22 protein-coding genes, 1 tRNA gene and 1 pseudogene are annotated in these 24,474 nt (G+C 50.5%); 5 read left to right on the top strand and 19 right to left on the bottom strand.

Annotated elements, in window-relative coordinates; all coding sequences use genetic code 11:
* Window positions 1-4 precede the first annotated feature (4 nt).
* A complete protein-coding gene (locus HA51_RS12350; protein ID WP_084934793.1) occupies window positions 5-1,327 on the bottom strand; it encodes a methyl-accepting chemotaxis protein in 1,323 nt (440 codons plus the stop codon).
* A gap of 195 nt (window positions 1,328-1,522) precedes the next feature.
* On the opposite strand from HA51_RS12350, the gene HA51_RS12345 reads away from it, so the two are divergent.
* From HA51_RS12345 to ymcF, 4 genes are all read left to right on the top strand, one after another.
* Window positions 1,523-1,598 (top strand) — tRNA-Phe (locus tag HA51_RS12345).
* Window positions 1,599-2,418: 820 nt separating this feature from the next.
* Window positions 2,419-2,586, top strand: a complete 168-nt coding sequence (locus HA51_RS12340) for a YhfL family protein (protein ID WP_084934792.1) — start codon at window positions 2,419-2,421, stop codon at window positions 2,584-2,586.
* A 407-nt stretch (window positions 2,587-2,993) separates the two neighbouring features.
* Entirely contained in the window at window positions 2,994-3,206 is a 213-nt protein-coding gene (locus tag HA51_RS12335) for a cold shock domain-containing protein (protein WP_084934791.1), read from the top strand.
* Window positions 3,163-3,360 carry a cold shock small protein YmcF gene (gene ymcF, locus HA51_RS27755; RefSeq protein ID WP_425435734.1) on the top strand — a complete coding sequence of 66 codons (198 nt, stop codon included), beginning with the start codon at window positions 3,163-3,165 and terminating at the stop codon, window positions 3,358-3,360. The genes HA51_RS12335 and ymcF overlap by 44 nt, the downstream gene beginning before the upstream one ends.
* 63 nt (window positions 3,361-3,423) lie before the next feature.
* Here the strand turns inward: ymcF and HA51_RS12330 are convergent, their stop codons facing one another.
* The 6 genes from HA51_RS12330 to HA51_RS12305 form a co-directional block, all read right to left on the bottom strand.
* Complete coding sequence (locus HA51_RS12330; protein WP_084934790.1) at window positions 3,424-5,466, bottom strand: FAD-binding oxidoreductase; 2,043 nt, start codon at window positions 5,464-5,466, stop codon at window positions 3,424-3,426.
* A 10-nt stretch (window positions 5,467-5,476) separates the two neighbouring features.
* Window positions 5,477-6,094, bottom strand: a complete 618-nt coding sequence (locus tag HA51_RS12325; protein ID WP_084934789.1) for a glutathione S-transferase family protein — start codon at window positions 6,092-6,094, stop codon at window positions 5,477-5,479.
* 350 nt (window positions 6,095-6,444) lie between these two features.
* Window positions 6,445-7,797 (bottom strand): PTS cellobiose transporter subunit IIC, encoded by a 1,353-nt coding sequence (gene celB / locus HA51_RS12320; protein WP_084934788.1) that lies wholly within the window; start codon window positions 7,795-7,797, stop codon window positions 6,445-6,447.
* Between the two features lie 194 nt (window positions 7,798-7,991).
* On the bottom strand, window positions 7,992-9,308 hold the full coding sequence (locus HA51_RS12315) for a 6-phospho-beta-glucosidase (RefSeq protein ID WP_084934787.1): 1,317 nt from the start codon (window positions 9,306-9,308) through the stop codon (window positions 7,992-7,994).
* Window positions 9,301-9,642 carry a PTS lactose/cellobiose transporter subunit IIA gene (locus tag HA51_RS12310; RefSeq protein ID WP_084934786.1) on the bottom strand — a complete coding sequence of 114 codons (342 nt, stop codon included), beginning with the start codon at window positions 9,640-9,642 and terminating at the stop codon, window positions 9,301-9,303. The genes HA51_RS12315 and HA51_RS12310 overlap by 8 nt, the downstream gene beginning before the upstream one ends.
* 61 nt (window positions 9,643-9,703) lie before the next feature.
* Window positions 9,704-10,009 (bottom strand): PTS sugar transporter subunit IIB, encoded by a 306-nt coding sequence (locus HA51_RS12305; protein WP_084934785.1) that lies wholly within the window; start codon window positions 10,007-10,009, stop codon window positions 9,704-9,706.
* Window positions 10,010-10,301: 292 nt separating this feature from the next.
* On the opposite strand from HA51_RS12305, the gene HA51_RS12300 reads away from it, so the two are divergent.
* Window positions 10,302-11,258: a MurR/RpiR family transcriptional regulator gene (locus HA51_RS12300; protein ID WP_084934784.1), complete on the top strand. Its 957-nt coding sequence runs from the start codon at window positions 10,302-10,304 to the stop codon at window positions 11,256-11,258.
* Here the strand turns inward: HA51_RS12300 and HA51_RS12295 are convergent.
* From HA51_RS12295 to HA51_RS12245, 12 genes and pseudogenes are all read right to left on the bottom strand, one after another.
* Window positions 11,250-11,573 carry a gamma-glutamylcyclotransferase family protein gene (locus HA51_RS12295; RefSeq protein WP_084934783.1) on the bottom strand — a complete coding sequence of 108 codons (324 nt, stop codon included), beginning with the start codon at window positions 11,571-11,573 and terminating at the stop codon, window positions 11,250-11,252. The genes HA51_RS12300 and HA51_RS12295 overlap by 9 nt on opposite strands.
* Window positions 11,574-11,675: 102 nt before the next feature.
* Window positions 11,676-12,482, bottom strand: a complete 807-nt coding sequence (locus tag HA51_RS26945; RefSeq protein WP_139810676.1) for an MrpH family fimbial adhesin — start codon at window positions 12,480-12,482, stop codon at window positions 11,676-11,678.
* Window positions 12,469-12,969 (bottom strand): fimbrial protein, encoded by a 501-nt coding sequence (locus HA51_RS12290; RefSeq protein ID WP_084934782.1) that lies wholly within the window; start codon window positions 12,967-12,969, stop codon window positions 12,469-12,471. The genes HA51_RS26945 and HA51_RS12290 overlap by 14 nt, the downstream gene beginning before the upstream one ends.
* A complete protein-coding gene (locus tag HA51_RS12285; RefSeq protein WP_084934781.1) occupies window positions 12,962-13,579 on the bottom strand; it encodes a fimbrial protein in 618 nt (205 codons plus the stop codon). Before HA51_RS12285 ends, HA51_RS12290 begins: the two co-directional genes overlap by 8 nt.
* 28 nt (window positions 13,580-13,607) lie before the next feature.
* Window positions 13,608-14,372: a fimbria/pilus periplasmic chaperone gene (locus tag HA51_RS12280; RefSeq protein ID WP_084934780.1), complete on the bottom strand. Its 765-nt coding sequence runs from the start codon at window positions 14,370-14,372 to the stop codon at window positions 13,608-13,610.
* Window positions 14,373-14,422: 50 nt separating this feature from the next.
* Entirely contained in the window at window positions 14,423-16,924 is a 2,502-nt protein-coding gene (locus tag HA51_RS12275; protein WP_245840207.1) for an outer membrane usher protein, read from the bottom strand.
* 13 nt (window positions 16,925-16,937) lie between these two features.
* Window positions 16,938-17,486 (bottom strand): fimbrial protein, encoded by a 549-nt coding sequence (locus HA51_RS12270; RefSeq protein ID WP_084934779.1) that lies wholly within the window; start codon window positions 17,484-17,486, stop codon window positions 16,938-16,940.
* Window positions 17,487-17,573: 87 nt separating this feature from the next.
* Complete coding sequence (locus HA51_RS12265) at window positions 17,574-18,107, bottom strand: fimbrial protein (protein ID WP_084934778.1); 534 nt, start codon at window positions 18,105-18,107, stop codon at window positions 17,574-17,576.
* Window positions 18,108-18,648: 541 nt separating this feature from the next.
* A complete protein-coding gene (locus HA51_RS12260; RefSeq protein ID WP_084934777.1) occupies window positions 18,649-20,043 on the bottom strand; it encodes an MFS transporter in 1,395 nt (464 codons plus the stop codon).
* A gap of 126 nt (window positions 20,044-20,169) precedes the next feature.
* A complete protein-coding gene (locus tag HA51_RS12255) occupies window positions 20,170-21,438 on the bottom strand; it encodes a c-type cytochrome (protein WP_084934776.1) in 1,269 nt (422 codons plus the stop codon).
* A gap of 10 nt (window positions 21,439-21,448) precedes the next feature.
* Window positions 21,449-23,221 carry a GMC family oxidoreductase gene (locus tag HA51_RS12250; RefSeq protein ID WP_084934775.1) on the bottom strand — a complete coding sequence of 591 codons (1,773 nt, stop codon included), beginning with the start codon at window positions 23,219-23,221 and terminating at the stop codon, window positions 21,449-21,451.
* Between the two features lie 14 nt (window positions 23,222-23,235).
* A pseudogene (locus tag HA51_RS12245) lies at window positions 23,236-23,963 on the bottom strand (gluconate 2-dehydrogenase subunit 3 family protein).
* Between the last annotated feature and the right edge of the window lie 511 nt (window positions 23,964-24,474).

Below are 24,474 nucleotides of genomic sequence, written 5' to 3'. Positions count from 1 at the left end.
AAAATTACTCTTCTTTCAAGGCTTCAGCCACATGACTGATCGCCCGCACCACTTCGCTGGAGCTATCGCGAATTTCAGAGATCACGCCACCCGCTTCTTTGGCGAGTACCACGCCATGATCGGCACGTTTAAGGTTCGATTCGATGCCTTTCAGCGCTTTTTCCGCCAACATATGGTTCTGCTGCACCTTGTTCTCGATCTCGGTGGTGGCGCGGTTAATGTTCGCCGCCAGCGTGCGTACCTCATTGGCGACCACGGCAAAACTGCGGCCATGTTCACCGGCGCGCGCGGCTTCTACCGCAGCATTCAGCGCTAGCAGGTTGGTTTGATCGGCGATGCGGCGAATGCTCGCGACAATCGCACCGATGCGATCGGAAGACTCGCTCAAGTTATTAATATCGCCGGAAATGCCGTGCAGCTCGCCCGCCAGCTCGTTGATGGTCTGCACGCTGTTCTCAATCACCGTCGCACCGAGGCGGGTGCTTTCGCTGGTTTGCAGCGCAGTTTGATAGGCCTGCTGCGCCGCTTCACGCTCCAACTGGTTTTTCTCGACCTGAGCGGTGACATCGGTGGCGAACTTCACCACTTTGTAGAGTTCTCCCGCCTCGTTAAACACCGGGTTGTAAGTCGCACGCAGCCACACGGTGCGCCCCTGCTTGTTGATGCGTTCAAACTGACCGGAGATATACTCGCCCTGATTCAACTTATGCCAGAAGCGGCGATACGCTTCGCTGTTACGCATCTCCACAGGACAAAACTGGCTGTGATGTACACCGGCCACTTCATTGGCACGATAGCCCATGGTTTTCAGGAAGTTGTCGTTTGCCATCAACACTTCGCCTTTAAGGTTGAAGGCGATAACGGCCATGGAGCGTTCAATGGCGGCAGTCATGGCGCGCTGTTCCTGAGCATCTATGATGCGCGCCGTAATGTCGCTCGCCAGCTTAACGATTTTGATCACCCGGCCGCTGCGATCCTGCACCGGCACATAGTTGGCTTCCAGCCAGATTGGGCGGCTGTTCTTGGCTACGCGCAGGAATTTATCGCTAAAACCTTCACCACGATTTAAACGGCGCCAGAAATCACGATACTGCGGTGAGTGAACCAGGTCTTCAGTACAGAAGATGCTGTGATGCTGGCCGACAATCTCAGGCAGTGTGTAGCCCATACGCTCAAGGAACAGCGCATTGGCCGTGAGAATCTGGCCTTCCGGTGTGAATTCGACCATGGCGATAGCATCCTGCAACGAGTTAAGCGTTGCACTGCTATGGCCGCGTTTCTGCCACGCAAGGCGTGACAAGACTCCTGATGTAATTGTGCTGAACATGGTGGACCTTATTATTGGTATTAGTCGTCAGCACGGTTATCGGCTCCTGCGGTTAAAAATCCACCACTAAAGTTAGTAGTTGCAGAAGTTTTTTTACCAGTTGGTCTGAAGGTTGCTGTAAAAGCCAGCAGTCAGCGTGTTTTTGCTGAAAAGCGTTTGACGGTGCGGCCTGAGTAGGGTTTAATGCGCCCCGTTGCCCGGATAGCTCAGTCGGTAGAGCAGGGGATTGAAAATCCCCGTGTCCGTGGTTCGATTCCGCGTCCGGGCACCAACATTCTGAAAACCCAGCCTTTATGGCTGGGTTTTTGCTTTTGTGCGGTAGGGAAACTGAATTACTGCAGGACGAGAGGGGTTTGCATGCGGTTAGGCGAATCTTTTCCTGCTTCATCTGGTCTCACTTACCTTATGAAGGGCCTCCTCTATTAAATGCTAAACCATTATTCATCCGTTACTCACCCCAAGCGATAAACGTTAATTATCCCACTGTTAATATGTCAATTTTAGTGATAACTAAAAACGCAGATGACAGAATCTTAAAAATTTAGATCGAGAATTCTTTCAGCACAACTTTCCTCATTCCATAAAATGATTTTAGCAACATGAGTGTTTAAGTCATGACTAAAACATCTGTCAGGTCTGTCAATGTATTTTTAACAGCCGATAAAGTAATGAAATAATAAGTGACTTTACATGTTCTACAGATCATTGTTTTGTTGGATTTCATCATTTTCATGTCTCTTTCAGAAATCACAATCCATCCATGATAGATTGCTGGCTTCAACGGTTTTTATCGCCTTCAGAGGTTAGTTAGCGCATCGTTTATCTTACTATTACATGATGCATAAGAAGATTTTTCTGACATTGATGGATATTGTCAGGTTCCCACTACATGATTTTCATTTAAAGATCCAATAAATAGATACCAGATGACGTTTTTTAATGAAGGTTATCGGGCGATAATTTAATTCGTAGGAGCTGAAAAGTTCTTATTTTTTTTGATTTATCATCCTCAGTTGATGCTTGCTCAAGCAAGCATTGTAGAAGGTGGTCTGTGTTATTTAATTAAACTATTAACATATGGATGCGTTATTATGAATAAGTTGGTTAAGTTTTCAATGGCTGCTGCGGTAGTGGCTTTTCTCTCCGGCTGCACTGGAAGTGTTTATAACAAAGAAAAAAACTGTGATTACGATTATCTGCTCCATCCTGCTATTTCAGTGTCAAAAATGATTGGCGGTTGTGGGCCGGTAGCAAAATAATCGGCACTGTTTGCATGCGGTCAGCCACTTAAGGGTGCTGGCTGCATTTTTTCGTTATTGTCTTTTAGCTGGGTTTCTCTCTATTAAACGCTGACTAACAACTTTCTCTGACGTATACACGTTTTAAATTTTAGTTAACGTATTGTTTTAAATGATTTTATGGTGATTGCTTGATGCGTTTTCTCCTAAGTTAGTGTTTTATTTATCTTTTGTCTTGCAATCGTCAGGGATGCATGCGTAAATGAAATCTCAGTCTGATATGCAGACAGTTTCAAAGTTGGTTCAAATTTTATCTCTCATCTACGTTAGTGCCAAAAACAGCCTCTCTCTTTGAGTTTTATCTCAGTTCTAATTTTCCCTGCAATTCAGATATCCCAGCCGTATGGCTTATTGAAAAGGTAATAATTTTGTCTAATAAAATTCTTGGCTCTGTAAAGTGGTTTAATTCTGAAAAAGGCTTCGGCTTTATTTCACCTGAAGATGGTAGTAAAGATGTTTTTGTACATTACTCCGCTATAGTAGGTAGTGATTATCGTTCTCTTGAAGAAGGACAGCGCGTTGAATTCTCCACTCAGGATGGTCCAAAGGGCCCATCAGCAACCCATGTTACAGGTCTCTAATATTAATTTGTTCACTCAATTTATGAAGTGCCCTCAATGTCAGGGCTCCCAATATCGCAAGTCGGTATTTGATGTTAGTCAAAAAAATCCTCACGGTGCGATCTGCATTTTCTGCAAGTCCATGATGATTGAGAATAAAAATAGCGTTAAATAAGCGCATGTGACCCGTTGTCTATTGCGATAGACGACCTCACAATCTCTGAACCGCTATACCACGCTATATTTCGAGCAGAATCGGCTCGATATCGCCATTCTGCTGTGCCGGCTGCGCGCAGCAGATCAATATCTCACCTTCTGCAACGCTTGCCGTCGGCGCTGTAGGGTAGGTCACCGCTCCTTTAATTAATCGCGTTTTACACGATCCACAATGCCCTTCGCGACAGCTGTACTCCGGGCTTAACCCCCGCGCTTCGGCCAGTTCCAGCAGTGATCCGCTTTGCGGTGTCCAGCGAGCCTCTTTCAGTGACGTCATAAATTTGATCGGCACATCGCTGGTTGAGACCGGTGGCAACTGTGTTTTGGGTTCAGCAGCATCTTCATGTCGTTGCAGCGATGAGGGGCCAAAAGCCTCGGCGTGAATACGCTTGTCGGCGATGTTGTAGCTGCGCAACCCGTCATACATTGCCTGTGTAAACTGCGGCGGTCCGCACAGGTAAAAGTCGTAATCGTTGAACGGCAGCATCTGGGAGAGCAGCGCCATATCAATGCGCCCAGCGATATCGTAATCAAAACCCTGCTCCGCCTCGTCCGTCTGGCTCAGCACGCGCACCAGCTTGAACGCGCCCTGTGCAGCCGCTAGCAGCGCATCCAACTCGCGCACAAAAGGACGTTCAGCTTTGCTCCGTGCTGACTGAATAAAATAGGTTGGGCGCATGCGCTGCTTGCGGCGTCCTTCATAAACCAGGTGACGCAGCATCGCCAACATCGGGGTAATGCCCACGCCAGCTGCGATCAACACCGCCGGACGAGTTTCCTGGGCATCGATAATGAAATCACCGGCAGGCGCACGGGTTTCAATTTGATCGCCGACCCGAAGATGATCGAGCAGATAGCGCGATACCACGCCATCGCGCTTGACGCTGATGCGATAAAAACCGTCTGACGGCGCCACGGACAAGGTATAGTGGCGAATCAGTGGTTTCTCTGTATCGGGCAACTGCACGCGAATGGGCAGATGTTGCCCGGCCTGATGCGGCAGTAATCCGGCGCCATCATCCGGCATCAGATGAAACGAACGAATCGACGCGCTTTCATCGATAATCTTCGTCACTTTAAAGGGGCGCCAGCGCTGCGCCAGTTCGCTGGCGCGCAGGCGTTCGGCGGCAGACTGCCAGTCGCCCGTAATCTCTGATGCTGGTGAGACACCATCCGGCGCGGTTTGCCAGCGTAAGGCGAGGGCGGCACGACGACGCACAATACGGCGAGCGCGGAAGGTCCACAGCCGTTCGGCACCCTGGAATGCAGCGATTTCCGGCGCGTCGAGGATCACGCTGGCATCACCGGTCATTTGCAGCGTATCGCCGCTGCGATAATCGACAAACAGCAGCCCAGCTTTGCCGTTCTGGTGGATGTTACCCAACGTGGAGAAGAACAGGTTGCCGTTAAAATCGGGAATGGTCAGCAGACCGTCGTCACTCACGCGCACAAAGCCAGGTTTGCCACCGCGATGTGAGGCATCCACCTGCTGCTCAGCGTAAGTGGCAACGTAAAATGCATCCGCGTTGTTGATAGTGGTGTGTGCCGCCTCATCCAGCGTGGTCATCTCCTCGACCTCGCCGTGAAACGGTTCGCCGGGCAAATGCGCGAAGCGGAAGTCTCGTAGCTGAATATAGCGCGGGCAGTTGCCAAAACTCTGCATCACCTGCACACGAAAACCGCCGCCAATGGCGCTGAGCACGCCATTCATGCGGTTACGGCGGCGCGTGTGCAATTCGATACCGAGCAAACCAACCGGCGCGCCATCAGCGATCCCCTCCGCAGCAGGATCGCTGGCGTCCGGGTAGGCTTCAATATCCAGCATGGTGGCATTGGGCGAGAAAATAAAACCGGGTTGGCCTTCCAGCAGCGTGGCCCAGGCATCACCCTGTTTATCGACGCTTCCCAGCACGATAAACGGCAGTTGTGCGTAAAAATCGCGATGCTGGTCAGGCATATAGTCGCGAATCACGCGCTGGCCAACCTCTGCCATGCGCTCGGCCACGCCTGCTTGCTGTTGCAGGGCTAGCTCACCTGCATGCCATACCGGAAGTTTCTCGCCCATGATGGTTCACTCACGCGATGCTGCGCAGACCGGCAGCGGTTTGCGGGAAAGGAACAAAGCCTGGCAGCGCTTCGATACGGCGCAGCAGCGCATTGACCGCCGGATAGCCGGAAAGATCGACATTGCCCTCCGGCGCGCCAACGAGATAGCTGTACTGAGCGACATCCGCAACGGTGGGATGATCGCCAACCAGCCAGTCGCGCCCGGTCAGATGCTGCTCCATCAATGCCAAAAGGGTATGCGCACGGGCGATCACTTCGTCTGGATTAAATGAACGACCAAACACGGTAATCAGGCGTGCCGCGCAGGGGCCATAGGCCAGCTCACCAGCCGCCACAGATAACCAGCGCTGTACCTGAGCTGCACCCAAGGGATCTTCTGGCAGCCATTCACTGCGACCCGATTTTTTCGCCAGATAAACCAGAATGGCATTGGAGTCAGAGATATAAACGCCTTCATCTTCCAGCACTGGCACCTGACCGAAAGGGTTGATGGCGAGAAACGCCGGGGATTTATGTTCACCGTTGGCAAGGTCAACATCGATGACCTCGTGTGGCAGGTCGAGCAAAGACAGGAACAGACGCGCACGGTGCGCATGGCCAGAAAGTGGGAAGTGGTAGAGTTTCATCAGTGATGTCCTTTATTGGTGGCCGGGGTGATCCCGAACGCTGTCTAAAGGTTGTCACAGCCTGTTGCGCGGCAGAATAGCCAGGTTTGCGAAGTCATTATTGCGGAAAGTGGAAGAATGGAGTCGGCGTTTATTCACTGTCGCCATAAAGGGTGTAATGCCGCTCACTTAAACCAATGAGTGCGTATTTAAGCCGGTACGCATGAATGCGCCCCCCTACGAAAACCGCACCAAAAATTGTAGGGTCGCCATTAATGGCGACCGAAACGCACTCAAGCATTGCACCATAAATGGCAACCCTACAAAACCGTGGAGCGGATTTAGTAGGGTGCCCAGTGATTGGCCTTGAACTATGAAACCACGACACTCCCCGCCACAGCCTGCGCCTGCTGTTCGCTTTGCTGCTCTTCGCGATACTTAAGACGATCCCAGATACGGAAGAACGGATAGTAGATCACCATCGAAATCGCCAAGTTCACCACCTGCAATACGGTGCCGGAAATATGGCCGCCGGTAGCCAGATAACCGCTGACAAATATCGGGGTAGTGAATGGCAGGGCAATGCCGGCAGGTGGAGCAACCAAGCCGGTGGTCATGGCTGCCCAAGAAACAATTACCAGCACCACTGGCGTCAGAATAAACGGCAGGAACAGGTAGGGGTTCATCACCAGCGGAATACCAAACACCAGTGGCTCACTGATGTTAAACAGAGCTGCCGGTCCAGCAATTTTACCGAGTTGCTTCATCTGACGACTGCGTGAGCGAATCAGCATAAAAATCACTAACCCCAGCAGGGCGCCAGTGCCGCCGGGCGCTATCCACAAATCATAAAACTGCTGCGTGAAGATGTGGGGAATCGGCTGGTTGTGCTGGAACGCCTCAAGGTTTTCACTCATGTTGGAGAGCCACACTGGCTGGATAAACACCAGTACAATGGCATCGCCGTGTAATCCAAGCGTCCAGAGAATGCCGATCAGCAGCACGGAGAAAATCATCCCGGGCAGCGTGCCGCCAACGTGATGCATCGGCAAGCCAATCACGGTGGCGATCAGGTTGTTGATATCGCCAAAAGGTGAGGCTTCTACCACGAGGCGGATCACCAGCACCACCGCCAACACGCAAAAGCCCGGCACCAGCGCGAGGAAGGATTTTGCCACCGCGGGCGGCACGCCTTCTGGCATCTTAATCACCAGATTGCGGCTGTGGACGAAGCGATAAATCTCCGTCGACATCAGTGCAATCACAATCGCCACGAACAAGCCCTGGCTGCCAATCAGCGAGATCGGCAATACGCCCGTCACCAGCTGTGTAGGTGCGCCTTCTACCGGAGCAAAAAGCGTCTGCTGCGGAATGGTCATCACAAAGGCGACTAATGCCATTGCACCGCTGGTTAACGGGTCCAGCGTGCGGTACTTCTCCGCCAGTCGATAGGCGATACCGAAGCTGGAGATCAGCGCCATGATGTCGTAGGTGGCGCGCACCGGATAGAGCAGTTTGTTGCGCCAGCTATCACCAAACAGATCCGCCATCAAATGGCCCCATGCGGGTATCGGTAGGTAGGCGAAAATCAGGAAGAAGCTGCCAATCAACATAAATGGCATGTTGAGAATGATGCCGTCGCGCACCGAGAGCACATGCTTCTGGCCAGCGACTTTCAGCGCTGCGGGCAACACATAACGTTCAATAAAAGATCGGTTGGACACAGGGCCTCCTCAGGCTCAATGGCGCAACAACATGATGATAAGTGGTCCTTTTGCACATTCTGTAGCGGCGGATATCTCGCGCCGCTAACGTTGGTGCAGGTAACCTTACATTGCTAAATGCCGTTCAATTACGCAGCGGCACGGTTTATCGCGCCTGTCTGAAGCCGCATCCTCGCGATTGCACCGCTACGACACTATTCAGCCGATGAGAACTGCGGTAACCACTGCTTGTTGAGCGTCAGCACCTCTTCCAGCAAGGCTTCAGCCGTCGTGACATCGCCCACCAACGGATTGCCCAGCAGGGCCAGCAGTGCCTGCTGACGATCGCCGTGAACCGCGGCTTCGATGGTTAAGCGCTCAAAGGCTTTAATCTGCTGCGTCAGACCGTTCATCAACGGCGGCAATTCCCCGAACACCAGCGGGTGTGCGCCTTGGGCATCCACCAGGCAATTGACCTCAACTACCGCATCATCCGGCAGACCATGAATCGCACCGTTGTTGCGGCAGTTCACCACCAAGTTTTTGCCGGTATTGTTGTGGATCGCGCTAATCAGTTCGACAGCCACTTCAGAGTAATAAGCGCCACCCCGGAAGCTTAACTGCTCTGGTTTATGCGCCAGATGGGGATCGGCGTATAACGCAAACAGCTCCGCTTCGACTTTCATCACTTGCTCTGCGCGCGTGCCTTCATGGCCGTTTTTGGCTTTATCCTGCTCTTCAGCCAGCATCTGCGGCGTTTGCCAGTAGTAGCGATGATACGGACAAGGAATGGCGTTGAGCGCGCGCAGGAACTGTGGTGACCACGGCATATCTTTGATGTTGTTCATGGTCAGCGATTGGCCGTCACACAGTTGCTCGATCACCTGGCCGGTGACATCTTCGCCTCGACAGGTGACCTGATGCACCCACACCAGATGATTCAGCCCGGCAAAGCGCAGCTGCACGTCATCCCATGGTGCGTTAAGCATGCCAGCAATCATATGATGCATATTCACGGGCACATTACACAGACCAATAATTTTGGCTTTGCTGTAGCGCGATACCGCCTCAGTCACTATCCCTGCGGGATTGGTGAAGTTGATAATAAAGGCATCGGGCGCCAGCTGTTCCACTTTACGCGCGACTTCCAGCATCACCGGAATGGTGCGCAGGGCTTTGGCAAAGCCACCAACGCCAGTGGTTTCCTGGCCGAGCCTTCCATATTTCAGTCCAAGACGTTCATCTGCGGCGCGTGCCGCCAACTGGCCGACACGTAGCTGAGTCAACACGTAACGGGCATCGCGTATGGCGTCGTCCAGCTCAAAGTGCACGCTGACTTTTACCTGCTCTAATCCATTCTGTTGCAGCATACGGCGGGTGAGATCGGCAATGATATTCACTTTCTCACGTCCCGATTCCACATCCACCAGTGCCAGTTCGGTCACGGGCAGCTGTGCATAGCGGTTAATAATTCCTTCGACCAGTTCGGGTGAATAGCTGCTGCCACCACCAATTATCGCTATCTTAAGCATCAGTTCCTCCTGCCGCAGTGCGGCGGTAGAGTTCAATGATTTCGCCTGCCAGATCCTGAATCAGCATGGCGTTCATCAGGTGATCTTGGGCATGTACCAAAATCAGGGTGACAGGCAGTTTGCCGCTGCCTTCATCGAGGCTAATCAGCGCGGTTTGTTGCTGGTGCGCGTCTTTTACGCTCTCTCTTGCCGCCGCTAGCTGCTGTTCAGCAGTGACAAACTGGCCTTCACGCGCCAACCGCAGCGCGCTCAGTGCCGCACTGCGGGCGGCGCCAGCCTGAACCAGCAGCAGCATGATCTGTTCTTCAAACTCGATAACCACTTCTTCGGACATGCAGAATCCCCCACAGCATAAGGCCGTGTTTACGTCGGTCAGATTGGGTAAAACGGGTGAGTTAGGAGGCGTGTAACGCCAGTGCTTTATCCAGCACCTGTTCACCACGCATCATGCCGTAATCCATCATGTCGATAACGGCGACAGCTTTGCCTTGCGGCGCTGCTATAGCGGTCAGCCGGGCGGCTTCAAATTGTACCTGGGGGCCAAGCAGCACGACGTCAGCATCAGGCAGGATACGTTCGAATTCCGCCACGGGTACCGCTTTGATATCAATCTTTAGTCCGCGTCCCTGAGCGGCACTCAGCATTTTGTTAACCAGCATGCTGGTGGACATTCCTGCTGCACAGCAAAGTACGATACGCATATGATTTCCTCCTGTGATTTGTCGAGGCCATTTAAGACCCGTCGCACAGGCGGTGTAAATACCCTTTTGGCAGATGAATTTCTGATGAATGGATATTTAATTAATTTAAATCAATTTGTTATGTTGTGATTTAATGTGAAAATATTTTTCATGACTGTGATCGATGCTGTAATTTTTCGTTAACATTGGCGTTTTAAACCCGCTTATACGTGCAAATAGTCGAAAAAAAACTCACATTGAAAAATATTTTCATGCATGATGGTGCTTCACAATTCTAGGATGTGGTGAGCGGATGGATATTGTCTGGCAACTGAGACAGCAGTCGGCACATACGGATGCGCCGGAATCAAAGCTGGCACGTTTTATTCTGGAAAACCTGCACGTTAGCGCGCAGGCCACCATGGAAGAGCTGGCGACACAGGCAGGCGTAAGCCCGGAAGTGTTACGGCGTTTTGCCGCTTCGGCGGGGTGCCGGGATCTGGATGATTTTCTGCATCAAGTGCGCAAAGCCGGTCAACATCAGGAAGAGGTGTTTATCGATGTGATTCGCCAGCGCCAGCCTTCACTGACGCAGCAGGAGAATCGCGTTGCGGTAGCAATTTTGAACGATACCGCGTTTGCCGCATCTGCCACCATTGAACAGCTTGCCGGGCGTGCCGAAGTGAGTGCCGCCACCATCACCCGTTTTGCCCGCTCGGTGGGGTGTGAGGATATCCGTGATCTGCGCATGCGGCTGGCGCGTGCCAGTTCTGTCCCTTCAGCGCGGACCACGCAAGCTATTCCTCAGCTTGAGGCCATTCAGCAGGCGCTGGCCCAACAGTGGTCGCAGGCTGAAAATGCCACTTGGGAACGTGCAGCGAGCGCGTTACAAAAAGCCCGTAGCGTGTTGTTGATTGGCGCGGCAGGGCAGACAACACCGCTGGTGGCGGAAGTGCATCAGCGGCTGTCGACTGCGGGGCTGTCACTGGCATGGATTCAGGATGATAATCTGCTGCGCATGACGTTAAGCCGATTGCAGCCAGATGATTTGCTGCTAATTCTCGCGCCAGATGCCGTGAGCAGCAGTGTGCTCAGTGCGGTACACCATGCACACATACAGAAAAGTGCGGTGATTGCGATCTGCCCGACGGGGCAGGATTTGGCGAACCAAGCCGACATCTGGTTGCCGTTGCCTGATGCCCGACACGCGCGCAGCTATGGCATTCTTTGCGCGCTAGATCGACTGGAAACGTCACTGGCATCATTTTAACGCGTAGATTTCTGACATCAGCGTGCTGCCATCTTGCAGCACCACTTCAACCGGCACGCGCTGATAACCTTCGCCTTCAAACTCATCAAGCATCGACCAGTGTGCGGCAAGGTTATCCGAACTGAAGACAAAGCCGTTGATCTGCGCACCCTCTGCATTGAGTTCAATACCAGGAAAGCCCATCGCTGCCCCCCAGCCCGCTTCACGCAAGTTGCCGAGCACATAACCTTGCTGCCAGCTTCCGCCTATATTTTCCATGATATGCGCATTAGGACGGCCAGGGCCGAGCGTGCCGTAAACGAAAAGACTGTGCATTAAACACCTCATAGTAATCAGAAGTATTCGAATCTAACGTTTATCAGGCGAATCGCCAACGGCCTAACACCATAGCAGTAGTGGTCATAAGTAAATAAGGCGTTACAGAACATCAAGAATGACGGTAGAGCTGCCAGTAAAATTGCCAAGTGTCGGTACGCCGCTGAGTGTTGCATTCACCCTAACTGTGTTATTGCCTGTAAACAGAGAAAAATTGCTGCCCTGAGGATAACCATTAAAGGTGAGTGTTGCTCGGGTTCCATTATTCAGTGTGACGTTACTACCTGAGGTAAAACGGATAGTAGCCGCTCCCGAACAGGTAATATTAATTGAGGTACTTTGGCTTGAACCGTTATATTTATCTTCCTGCAAATTGCCGAAATTAATGATGCCAGCGCTGCCAGAACATACCGGGGGAGGTGGACTTGGCCAAACGCGAGCGCAGGAAACATACCCGCCAGCACCACCAATCCTTCCACCCCAACATACGCTGACATCAGTTGCATTTGATGGCAGAGTCGTTGAAAAGGGATAGGAAGTGCCATATCGACTTATCCAGGCTCTACGGCCCATCTCCATGAAGCGGTGAGAGACAAAGCCTGTTACCCAACGCTCTTCATGGCGCCATCCGGTGGTTAAGTATCTTACTCTGACGCCCCATTCACAGTCCGTTATCCATGATGCACAACTGTCTGGGCCAGGATAAGGAATGCCATTATCTTGCGCGACTCCAGTTAACAAAGTCCCATTAAGCGTCGCTTTTTCCATGACTATTTGAGCCTTGACGGGCAAAACGTACAAAATCAAAAGCGTAGTAAGTATTCTTATCATATGGATACCTTTGAAAGACTCGGCTAAATAATTGAGTGATAAATTGAATTTTTTCTTGCTACTCTTATCGATACTCAACAACTATGGTCGCGGTAGCGCCAAATAAACCAACACTGATGGCACCGGTGCCATTTCTCACTAACACAGCACTTAATACAGGTTGTGTAGGGTAAGTAATATTGGCCCAGGAATTTAGTGGGAATTTATAACTGTTATTTTTTACTTCTATAGCTAAATTGTTCTTGCTGGTCCCCAGTAGTGTGTTATTGAAAGGTGAACCCGTACCAGTTATTTTTATTTTGAGTAAATTTGATGCTGAACCTGTGCAGTCTAATGTGTAAGGGATCACTCTTTCATGATTTTTACCATCAATACTTTCAGGCAATATCCCTCCACCAAAATGTACAAAAATTTCACTGCCATTATTGATTGTACAGGGAGGAGCCAGAACCTGCCCCTTAACTGTGATGCCTACAGAAAAAGCATGTGCATTTTGAAAACAGAATAAAAAGAGTGAGGTTATGACGAGTAAATAGCGCTTTGTCTCTTTTTTTCTCTTATTCATAATTGAGCCTAAAATTAATGTTGGCTGAGTAGGTTCCTCCTCGCAATTCTCCACGGGTACGCTCTGCGGTAATGTAGTACATCACCGCATTATCAGGTGTTAAGCGTAATGACTTCCCTTTCTGGCCAATTTCGACATTGTTTTTTGAGGCATCTTTGAGTCTCAACGCTATGCCACTGGCACCTCGGACTTCCACCAGTTGTGGGTTACTGGGGTCCTGCGTGCCGGTAAAGGTGAAGGATACCGCGGGCTGATGGGCACTCCAGGCTACGTTGTCTTTTTCAGAGGACTCAGTTGATGAGGTGCGTATGCAATCATGCAAAATAAGTGAAACTGCGACTAATACCCCCTGATCGCCAACGTTTTTTAAGTTTGCAGTGGATAGATGGCCCAAATTCACCGTCTGATCGGCCGATAGCATATCTAAACGGCAAGCGCTCTCTGTTAATGTGCCGTGAACACGTAATATGCCATAGTTGCTCGCGGCAAAATCCTCCTTGAAAATAGCCATTGCAGGGGGCGATAGCAGTGTGGTCAAAACCATGATGCATGTAATAGTGAACGGTGATTTCGCGATACACGCATTCTTGCTGGCTGCATTCTTTTGCATCTTTTCATCCCAGAATCATGATTTATTTTTAGCTGCTTTGATCACTTACGCTGCATGTCTCACCGCGGCATTTAAAGGTCAGCGCAGGTTGACCGCCATAATCATTAACGTAGACCAATACAGGATTTGCCCCTAATGTGGCTGCACTGCCTCCCAAGAGTTCTTCAGAGAAAGGGGCAATCATCATGGCCTCGAACCCTTTAATGACGTCACCCTCTTTTTTCGCACTGGCACCAATCAACGTGATGTAATAAGGCGTTGGATTTTTTACCCAGTATTTATCCCCTTTTTTGGTTAACAGCAGCTTCTCTTGAAAGGGCGCGGCATGTTGGGCCGATGCGGACTCAGCCAGTGCAGCAGGACGATAAAAAAGCTTTATACGAGTTTGCAACGCAATTTGCAGCACATTCGGTTTGTCACTTCTGGGCGGGATTTCTCTCAAGTTAAAGTAAAAAAGTGACTCCCGATCTTGAGGCAGTTTTTTAAAAGCATCAGTAGCAACCAGTGACTGTACTTTCACTTGAGTCTCTGACTTGGGTTCTATTCGCTGTACCGGAGGGACAACAATAAATGCGCTATGACTTTCAAGTTTGTTTTCATTTTCATCTTCAAGCCACCCCTGCGCTAAGTAGGGCAGCTCATTGTTTTTGTTACTGACGGTCAAACTCACTGACTTCTCAGTGCCTGGGTAAATAATGCGCGTTCTGTCAAGAGATATAGCGGCTAACGCTGACTGCGTCATAAAGCTTAACACGACAAGCGAGAAGGCATTTTTAAACGTTATTTTATTCATTTACATATGCTCTGTTTTATTTTTGATAGGTTCACTTCATGAACATGAATTTAAGTACAGGAAAGCGATAAGTTAGCCGACATATTGGCAGGTATTTGTTGTGGCAAATTTATCCGACATTGATCTTCATCATTCCAGCGCAATGTCATTGATTCACCGGGTTGAATACCACTCAGATAAACACTGCCGCCATCATTTATGATCCCTGTCTCTTGGTTCTTTTTATTAAAGACACTTGCGCCAAAGGGAGGAGGGGAGCCATCCGCTAATCTCACAGTCGCCATTGATTTCTCACCTGAAATAACATTAAAACGACGATATCCAATCGCGCCTTCCGTGAATGTGCCTTGGGCGACTGATTTTAAGGCTTCCATATTGTCGTCCAGTTTGTCGACATTGATACGTACGCTATTACGATAATAGCTACTCACATCAGCAATGATAGCCTTGCCAAACTGATTCGTTTTCACGGAATGACCAATTCCTGAAAACGGAACGCCAGCAACATCTTCGGTATCCACCAACATTCGCGTACCGCCCGCCAGGCTCGCGCTGTGCAATGCGCCACCTTGTGGCGTTATCGTTGCGCCGCCTTGCAGTGATAACCCTAGGGCTTGATATTGTCCTGCCCGATAGCTTGCTGAAGTGTTGAACTGTGCATAAGTGCTTTTGTGCGTGTAGTAGCCACCTAAGTCAGTACCGGTGCTGGCAATGCCCCCATTGATTTGATAGGAGTCAGTGTCACTGACCCGACGGTAATAGCTAACATTATTGAGTGTATTTCCTTTCGCGTATGAACCATTGTAACTTGCGGTGCCTGACTGCCCCCAAGGCAGCGACAAAGACATATACATGCCGCTATCACTCATCTGATTAAACTTATTACGGTAAGCCGTCAGTGAGAGATTTACGTTTTTAAATTTTGCGAAATCAACACTGCGTGAAAGTGAAAAGTCATAGCGATGATTGGCGTCTTGATTCCAGTATGTTTGATGGTTGTAATTGAGATAGGTCGTCAGGTTTAGTGACTCAAATTGCTGATTCAAAGAGAGGGTATACATCTCTTTATTACGGCCTGAGTTTGTTTCACCCTTGAACGTATTGACGTATTCCCCCATAGAGCGGAAACCACTGTCTGAGAAGCGATAGCCAGCAAAGGTCACTTGGCTCCCTAATTGGTCAAACCGTTTTGCATAACTTATCCGCCAGGCATTACCTCGCTGGGTCTCTTGATGAGCAAATTTTGCCGCTGAGGTCGTAACGTCCGTGGATAACGCGCCCAGTGCGAGGAGGTCCCGTCCAATTCCCAGCGACAAAGCATGATAGTCACCGCCGCCAATCCCTCCGCTATACAGCGACCAGCCGTTGCTGATCCCCCATGCGAATTCCCCAGCAGCAAATAAAGGGCCTTCAATGTTGTGTGCAAAATCGGAGGGTTTACCTACGGTGGTTTTATAACGAAATTGCCCTGGCCGGGTTAGATACGGAATAGTGGCCGTATTCACCTGGAATTGGTGTACTTCGCCATCTTGCTCTTCAACTCGGACATCAAGGTTGCCTGAAACGGCACTATCAAGATCCTGAATACGATATGGGCCCGCAGGGATTTGTACTTCTTTTATAATCCTTCCCTGCTGGCTGATAATCACCTTCGCATTGTTTTTTGCCACACCACTGATTTCAGGTGCGTAACCGCGCAGATTTGGGGGCAGCATATTGTCATCTGACATCAGATTTAAACCGGTATAGCGAAAGCTGTCGAAAAGGTTTGAGTTGAGGTAGTCCTCACCTGCCGTTAATTTCGCGCCAATTCTTCGCAATGCTCGATAGCCATAAAAACGGCTCCAATCCCAGCGAGTTGGGGATTGTGCGCCGGTGTCCCGGCGATCGTGGCGGGCTTGCCAATCAGCGCGGAAACGCCATGCATCAAAATTGGCGCCGGTCGTGCCATTACCCGAGACATTTGTGCCACTTTTGGCTCCCTGTACCTTTTGGCTGACATTCTGCGCATTAACGTTGTAGTCAAAGAGCAGGCCAGAAATGCCTTCTTCCCAACGAGCTGGAGGATCCCAGGTCGGGCTGCTGTACTCGAGGTAAGCTTGCGGGATGCTGATGAATAGGGTTGATTTACCGAGATCGGTTCGTGACGTCACGCCATTCAGACTCTGAAAATCGAGGCACTCTCCGTTATGCCACCATTTCAAGCGAGAGAGCGCCGCTTCTTTTAATCCAATGAGCGGGATTATCTCAGGTGAAATGCAAGAGAGGGTTTCATTTTTATCCTGTTCTGAAGGGTAAAAATAAATGACTCGCTCAGGCAATGTGCTCGCGTTGATGTTAATAGCAAGAGTGTAGCTTCCCGGTAAGATAAAACCTTTGCGCGAAAACTGGCTGAGATCGATATTACTGCGATCCTTGAGATCCAGTACATCCGTGTTAAATTGAACTTTAGTGGATGCCATGGACGTTTTCGCAAAAACTGCCAGGAAAATAACCCCAAGTGTGATAATGGATAATATTGAGGTTGAATTGCGAGCGAAAAATATCGACACAATAATATTCCTGTTAGTTGTAATCTATTCTAAAGCGGATGGTTAAATGCAGGTCGCCCGGTTGGATAATATCCTGATTACTAATCAAGTTAAGGGTGTAATCAAATTTCATATCCTTTTCTAATCTCCCATGTGGAAGATGCCTGCCAGGTGAAGCAATATTTCCTTGTGGATCGCTTATCATGATCGCAATACCGTTAGCAGATCCTAGGTTTCTGAAGTGCCCAAAATCGTTTTCGCCATCAAACATTATTCTGAATATATTGTTTGTTGATGATTGTGTTTCATATTCGTTAAATGAGCAGCCATAGAGTTGAATGGAAAAAATGTGCTCAGGGCCGCGACCCTCTTTGATAATATGACTAACAGCATGATTGCCGATGTTGAGTGTTTGATCCGGTTCACCGACGTCAATAGTACAAGGGGTACCCATTATCGAGCCGGTAATATTGACATGTCCCGTATTTTGTCCAGCGATCATCGCTTCGGCGCCTGATGATGCACTGCTATAAACGGATACCAGGATTGTGAAGGTGAAGGAGATTGAGAGCCAAAATTTCATTTTCCTGCCCCCAAATCATTAAGGTTTTACAAAACCTGCGGCATGATTGCCGCAGGGGTATCGCTCATTATTGGGGCTAATTTCTGATTAGTTGTAGCTCAGAACGAAATTGGCGGGTACCTGGAACGTACCTGGCACAATTGTTGAGGTTGACCCACCGCCTTTAACATTTGCGGTAAAGCTCAACGTATTGCCACCGTTAAAGATCTGTTGTTCAGCAGTAGGTGTGTTTATTTTGACTTTAGCGCCGTCATTGGCGAATAACTGAATAGATGCACCACCCGCAGTGCCACCGACCAGCGCCAGGCTATCGGAATCATAAGAAGAAGGGGCTCCCGTGAAGCGGGTCGTGACTTTATCTTTGGTACCTGCAGTGGCAATCACGCAATCTTCTAATTCAATGGTGAAACGCTGAGGTGTTGAACTGCCGGTATTGCCATTTTCAGCCAGTACGACATTTGAAATGGCACCCAGTGAAACCGTTTGATCCACTGAACCAGGAGCAATTGAGCATGGCGCATCAATAATAGAACCAGTAAAGGTGACTTTTCCAGATTTAGCATGTACAGAGGAGACGGCAAACAGACTTAACATTGACAAGGCAATAATACTCTTTTTCATTTAATATCTTCCATTTTTGTTATTTTTCCATGTTTTCTCTTTTAAAAGAGTCATGGTGTTTTGATGTTTCTTAGGACGTAAAGGGACATGGCGCCCTTATTTCGTCTTCAGAGACCAGCATTTGCACGCTGTTAACAGGTGCTCCTTCATCACGCGATATCAATAGGCATGATATGTTTCGCTTAGCCATTTGGATTTCTAATGCATTGGCTTGTATGCGAGCCATTATGGAGAGGGTGTATTTATAGGGGAATCGGATTTCGATGGTGTTTTTGTAGTGAATAAATGGGGTGTTTGTCAGGGTTATATTACATCGGGCAAGCATGGAGAGGCGCAAGCTATCTACAATATTGCATTAGGAATGCTGGAAGGTGATTTTAATTAAAAATAACACGATTAGCGGCGAGTGAATGTGATAGCCGCCATAATTAATTATGTCTTGTTACGGTGATGCGTAATAACGAACCCTTTTCTTTCAGGGGTAAGGCTGCCTTTTACGATGCTATTCGCCCGCAGCTTATACGGCTACGGGCGCTCTCGACTACCGGCTGAGAACCTGTGCTCCGGCATTCTTCTCCAGTCGCCACACGTCAAACAACGACATTAACACCAGCAGTGCGACACCGGCAAAAGCGATGCGTATATCGCTTTGTGTAATGGTGGTGTGTTCATGCCACAGCATTGAACCGCGTAGGAACAAGGCTGCTAGAGCAATTCCTGCGCTCATGCTGAACTGGAAGAAGATGCTGAACATCACAGAGGCATCACCCATTTTGGTTTGCGGTACATCCGCGAATCCCAGGCTGTTGTAGCAGCTGAATTGCAGTGAACGTGACAGCCCACCAACGAACAGGATCGTGGCGATGGCGAAGTAACCGAGTGAAGGGCTGAGCAGCATGCAGCCCAGCATGGCTGCCAGACTGATTACCCCATTTATCATTAATACCTGACGAAAACCCCAGCGCTTCATCAACCAAGTCGTAGCGGGTTTCATTGCCAGGTTGCCCGCAAATACCCACAACACCATGCTACCCGCCTGTGCCGCACTCCAGCCGAATCCCAGTTGGAAAAGCAGAGGCAGCAGAAAAGGCACGGCGTTAATTGAGGCACGGAACAGTGAACCGCCCACGGCAGCATTGCGGAAGGTGTTAATGGTGAGTGTGTTGAAAGGTAGCAGCGGCTGCGGATGGCGGAAGCTGTGGCGATAGGCCAGCACGCTGCACAGGATACCCAACAGCAACAGCGGAACGCCGAGGTTTAGATGCATTTGACCGAGGACTTCTAACGCAAGAATCAACGCTGTACAGGCAGTGGCTGTCAGCACGAAACCGCGAACATCAAATGGGCGCCGTTGTTCGGCTTTGAACTGCGGTACCAGATATCCGGTGGCGATGATCGCAAGGATACCTAGCGGAATGTTGAGCCAGAAGATCCATGGCCAATGTCCGTAGGTGACAATCAATCCACCCAAGGGAGGGCCGAGCACGGGTGCTATCAGTCCCGGCCAGGTGATAAAGGCGATGGTTTTCACCATGTCCTTCTTTTCCGTCACGCGCAGCACCACCATACGACCGACCGGTACCATCATTGCGCCGCCGATGCCCTGCAAAATTCGGCTCAATGTGAACATCGGTAAGGTATCGCTGATACCGCACATCACCGAAGCGAGGGTAAAAATTAGAATGGCGCTCGCAAATACGGTACGTGCACCAAAACGTTCTGCCAGCCAGCCGCTCATGGGGATCCCCACCGCGACGGCTAATAAGTAAGCACTTACGCCCACATTCAACGCCACCGGATTGGCAGCGAAATCCCGTGCCATTTGCGGAATGGCGGTGGTGATGACCGTGGCGTCAAGGTTTTCCATAAAGAAGGTAACCGCAACCAGTAGCGCTAATAGCGGGGTACGGTGTGGCTGTGATGTTTGATGCGTCATGATGATTTCCCCTGCTTCCTGTGCCCTGAGGATGTTATTGAAATGTGATCTGACAGGCAGTTTTATACCTCACTGCAGCTTAAGCAAGCGTTTACGCTGTTTCACCAACGTAAACGCATCAATACCTTACTTCTTATCCGCAGATAGCGACTCGCGCACCTTCTTCACCTCTTTTGCCGAAACCGCCGGAGCATCATTGCTCCAGCCGCTGCGAACAAATGTAGCCAGTTGCGCGACTTGCTCATCACTCAGACGTCCTGAGAAGCCCGGCATCGCCATCACAGAAGGCGCTTTCGGCGTAGACGGGGTTTGCGCGCCCTGCAGGATAATGTTGATGAGTCCGGTAGGATTATCTGCTGTCACAATGTCGCCGCCGTTCAAGCGCGGGAAGATGCCTTTCGCCCCGTTGCCATCGGTCCAGTGACAGGCTTCGCAGTTGTTCATATACAACATTTGACCCGCGCTCAGATTATGTCCCTGCGTCAGGAAGTCAGCGGTTTTCTGCGTTTCCTGATCGACAGCAGCACGACGGTTTTTCACCGGCACATCCGCAGGTAATGACTTCAGGTAGCGGGCAATCGCCTGCAAATCCGCATCATTCATATGCTGCATGCTGTGTTCCACCACACCCGTCATCTCGCCGCCGACGGAGGCAAAGTCGTTGCGCCCGGTCGCCAGATAGTCGGTGATATCCTTCACGCTCCAGGTGGGCATGCCGCGCAGAGCAGGCACCGGCCAGCCGTTGAGTTCGCCGCCTGCCAGATAATGCGAGTTGGATTCGTTGAGCGCTTTTTCCTGCATGCCGATACCGCGCGGCGTGTGGCAACTGCCGCAGTGACCCAGGGTTTCCACCAGATACTTACCACGATTCAGTTCTTCAGGTGGCGTTGGCAGGGGGGTAAAAGGCTTATCTTCGGTAAACGCTTTATTCCAGAACCACATACCCCAGCGCTGGCTGAACGGGAACATCAGCGAGGTTTCCGGCGCTTTTTCCGCTACCGGCTGCACGCCCTTCATAAAGTAGACATACAGCGCATGGATATCCGCATCGGTCACGCCGCGGTAGTCGGGATAGGGCATGGCCGGATAGAGATTTTTACCATCGCGGCGCACGCCTTTGCGCACGGCATCGGCAAACTCCTGCTCGGTGTATTCACCAATACCCGCTTTAGGGTCTGGGGAGATGTTGGTGGAATAAATCACACCCATTGGGCTGGCAATCGCCAAACCGCCGCCGAAGTCTTTCCCACCGGCCACGGTGTGACAGGCGGTACAGTCACCGGCGCGCGCCAGATATTCACCTTGGGCAATGAGCGCCGCGTCGGATTGATCCGCCGCCTGCGCGGCGCTGCTCAACAACCCGGCAATCAGCAGATAACGCAGTTTTAGTTTCATGGTTATCTCCTTATGCCTGCACCAGCGGACCGGGGTTATTCAGATACTGTTCGCGAATCGCTTTCGCAGACCAGTAAGCCAAGCCTGCCACCATCGCAGAAGGGTTGGCGTAGAAGTTCTGCGGGAAGGCGTTGGCACCCATCACGAAGACGTTGTGCACATCCCAGCTTTGCAGATAACGGTTAAGCGCCGAGGTGCGCGGGTTGTCACCCATGATGGCGCCACCCGCGTTGTGGGTGTTGACGTAATTCGGTGAACTGGCGAAGTGGCTGTCCATTTTTAGGATGTTGTGCGAATACTCACTCGGATTGAGATGCTTAGTGATCGCTTCCATCTTTTCTTTCATGAACTGCAGCATGCGCAGGTCGTTCTGCACGTAGTCGTAGGTCACGCGCAGCAGCGGCATGCCGAAACGATCTTTATAAACCGGATCGAGATCGAGATAGTTGCCACGCGTCGCCATATTGCTGCCTTCCAACTTCACGCCCATTGAATGGCCGTAGCTGCGCTTGAGGCCTTTCTTCCAGCCACTGCCCCAGGCGGGCGCGTCTTTGCGCACCGGGGCGGCCATTGGCGTACCGGTGGGCTGCGAGCTGTAAATTTTGGCGCCGCCGATAAAGCCCAGCGCGGCAGTGTCGATATTGCCAGTACCAAAATCGCTGATCACCGTACCTGTCGGTCCGGCGGTGGCGAACGGGTTGAATTCGAGATCGTCAAAGAACAGCGTAAAGCCACCGCCGTACTGGTGGGTGTAGTTACGGCCAATCACGCCTTCCTCAGTAATCGGGTTGTATGGCTTGCCGATTGAGGAGTTGAGCAGCAGACGCACGTTATTCAGGCCGAAAGTCGAGAGGATCACGATACTGGCCGGCTGGAAAATCTCGTCGCCGTTTTCGTCGATATAGGTTACGCCCGTCGCGGTTTTACCATCGGCATGTTTCTCCACGCGAATCACGTTGGCACGGGTTTTATAATCGAAGTTTTTGAACTGCTTCAGGCGGTCAAGGATCGCCGTTTGCGGTGAGGCTTTGGAGTAGTTGAGGCACGAGTAAAACTGGCAGAAACCGCAATAGTTGCAGGGCGCAATCTGCTGACCATAGGGGTTGGTATAGGGCACCGACACCGCCGCGGAAGGCATGGAGTAGGGGTGATAGCCCATCTCCTGCGTGGCCTTGCGGAACATCGTGGCGTTAAGGCTGTCTTCCAGCGGTCGGTTAGGGAAGGCGCTGGAACGCGCACCTTCAAACGGATCGCCGCCTTGCTGGATCTCACCACGCAGGTTGCCAGTTTCGCCAGAAGAGCCGCAAACTTTATCGAAGAAATCCATATGCGGTTCAATCTCTTCCCAGCTCACCGGAAAATCTTCGATACGCAATTCTTCATCTAACTCGCCGCGTTTGAAATGTGCATCGGCGAAGGTTTTCAGTTTGAGATCGATCGGCGTCGGGCGGGTGATCATCCCTGTCCAGTGAAGTCCGGCACCGCCCACGCCATCACCAAGACGGAAGGCACCCAGCTCACGCATTGGCAGCGCGGTTTCTGCTGCGTTATGACGGATAGTGAAAGCGGCATCATGCGGGCTCTGCATGATTTTATGGCGTTTAGTGAAGGCCAGTTCATCTGCGGGTTTTGGATAGGCATAGTCGCTGTTAAGACGATCTTCTCCGCGCTCCAGCGCGCGCACTTTTAATCCGGCCTGCGCCAGCTCAATTCCCATAATTGAGCCCGCCCAGCCGAGGCCCACGATGATGACATCAACGTGGTCGTTGGTTTTTTCATTTATTTTTCCAGCAAGAATCAGGCTTGTTCGCCGCTCAGTGACACCGGGCCAAGGGGATATTTAATATTGTGGATTTTGATCCACTGCGGATAACTGGCACGCGCACCGGGGAAATTAATCATTTTCCACGCCGCCATGTTTTTATTTCCGCCATATTGCGGATCGGCCAGATAGCCTTCTTTGGTATTTTCCAGCAGGCGGGTAAAGAAATAGCCAGCGTTAAGATCGCTTCGCCAAACTGTGAAAAATCCACCGTGTTTTTTTGCAGGTCGGTGAGCACGTTGTCTCTGACTTTTGCCGGTAAATCGCTGAAGTTTTGGTTGTATTTCATGCGGGTGTACTGGTTGGTCAGCGCGATACCCTTGCGATACAGCACCTGTAACGGGAACGGCATCTGGTAGCCAAACAGCTTGCTGGCGTGGCTATCAAACGGGCCATCCATGTACCAGTCATCGCCTTTGCCGTATGGCGTGAGCATCTGCTTATCAATAAAGACCGGCACGTGGGTATCCAGAGCGCCAGGACCCTCGTGGTCTGAGGGAATCAGGCGATCGCAGGCGGCCATGATGAATTTCCACTCATCGGCAGAAAAGAATTCAGGCTGGTAGCGTTCTAATTCATCAGCGGGGCTGGGCACGGCGGCAAATACCGAACTGACGCCGCCTTTCATGCCCAGTGTGGCAATACCAATTAACGAACCTATGATAAAAGGCCGTCGTCCAATGCGACATGTTTCATCTGCCATGGATATGTGTTTCTCATTATGGTGTTGATAATGGTGAAGCAGCCTGGTGTGTTATTTCGGGTGAAATAGGTGCTGCATTTAACTTAATAAATAATGTTATTGGCTTGTAACGGCGCATAGTATGCACTTCCCGTTACGCTTATCATTAGCTCTGGTTTATATAAACTATTTGAATAATCCAACTTTTAAAAAGTCACTTATTTTCATGTGGTTATCATGATTATCAAATAATGCTGTTACAGCTTGTTATGTTTTGAGATCTTTTTGACATGTTTGTGCTGAATAAGTGATCAATAAAAGAGGGTGTGAGAATTAACAACTGGTTAATTAATGCATTATTTTGCGGCGGGCTATCAGTAAGCCGGTGCGCATGAATGCGCACCCTACGAAAAGCACGCACATTCCTTGTAGGGTTGCCATTCATGGCGACCAGAAGCGCGCACATTCATCGTAGGGTTGCCATTTATGGCGACCAGAAGCGTGCACATTCATCGTAGGGTTGTCATTCATG

The organism is Pantoea rwandensis, from assembly GCF_002095475.1.
In the GTDB taxonomy this organism is placed as follows: domain Bacteria; phylum Pseudomonadota; class Gammaproteobacteria; order Enterobacterales; family Enterobacteriaceae; genus Pantoea; species Pantoea rwandensis.
Note: the sequence above shows the minus strand (reverse complement) of the source record. Positions and strands in the feature narration are given on the sequence as shown.

What these genes read in the sequence shown, in the direction of transcription:
- HA51_RS12350 (WP_084934793.1), bottom strand. Translation starts at nt 1,327, where the DNA reads ATGTTCAGCACAATTACATCAGGAGTCTTGTCACGCCTTGCGTGGCAG.
- HA51_RS12340 (WP_084934792.1), top strand. Translation starts at nt 2,419, where the DNA reads ATGAATAAGTTGGTTAAGTTTTCAATGGCTGCTGCGGTAGTGGCTTTT.
- ymcF (WP_425435734.1), top strand. Translation starts at nt 3,163, where the DNA reads ATGGTCCAAAGGGCCCATCAGCAACCCATGTTACAGGTCTCTAATATT.
- HA51_RS12330 (WP_084934790.1), bottom strand. Translation starts at nt 5,466, where the DNA reads ATGGGCGAGAAACTTCCGGTATGGCATGCAGGTGAGCTAGCCCTGCAA.
- HA51_RS12325 (WP_084934789.1), bottom strand. Translation starts at nt 6,094, where the DNA reads ATGAAACTCTACCACTTCCCACTTTCTGGCCATGCGCACCGTGCGCGT.
- HA51_RS12315 (WP_084934787.1), bottom strand. Translation starts at nt 9,308, where the DNA reads ATGCTTAAGATAGCGATAATTGGTGGTGGCAGCAGCTATTCACCCGAA.
- HA51_RS12310 (WP_084934786.1), bottom strand. Translation starts at nt 9,642, where the DNA reads ATGTCCGAAGAAGTGGTTATCGAGTTTGAAGAACAGATCATGCTGCTG.
- HA51_RS12305 (WP_084934785.1), bottom strand. Translation starts at nt 10,009, where the DNA reads ATGCGTATCGTACTTTGCTGTGCAGCAGGAATGTCCACCAGCATGCTG.
- HA51_RS12300 (WP_084934784.1), top strand. Translation starts at nt 10,302, where the DNA reads ATGGATATTGTCTGGCAACTGAGACAGCAGTCGGCACATACGGATGCG.
- HA51_RS12295 (WP_084934783.1), bottom strand. Translation starts at nt 11,573, where the DNA reads ATGCACAGTCTTTTCGTTTACGGCACGCTCGGCCCTGGCCGTCCTAAT.
- HA51_RS12290 (WP_084934782.1), bottom strand. Translation starts at nt 12,969, where the DNA reads ATGAATAAGAGAAAAAAAGAGACAAAGCGCTATTTACTCGTCATAACC.
- HA51_RS12285 (WP_084934781.1), bottom strand. Translation starts at nt 13,579, where the DNA reads ATGCAAAAGAATGCAGCCAGCAAGAATGCGTGTATCGCGAAATCACCG.
- HA51_RS12280 (WP_084934780.1), bottom strand. Translation starts at nt 14,372, where the DNA reads ATGAATAAAATAACGTTTAAAAATGCCTTCTCGCTTGTCGTGTTAAGC.
- HA51_RS12270 (WP_084934779.1), bottom strand. Translation starts at nt 17,486, where the DNA reads ATGAAATTTTGGCTCTCAATCTCCTTCACCTTCACAATCCTGGTATCC.
- HA51_RS12265 (WP_084934778.1), bottom strand. Translation starts at nt 18,107, where the DNA reads ATGAAAAAGAGTATTATTGCCTTGTCAATGTTAAGTCTGTTTGCCGTC.
- HA51_RS12260 (WP_084934777.1), bottom strand. Translation starts at nt 20,043, where the DNA reads ATGACGCATCAAACATCACAGCCACACCGTACCCCGCTATTAGCGCTA.
- HA51_RS12255 (WP_084934776.1), bottom strand. Translation starts at nt 21,438, where the DNA reads ATGAAACTAAAACTGCGTTATCTGCTGATTGCCGGGTTGTTGAGCAGC.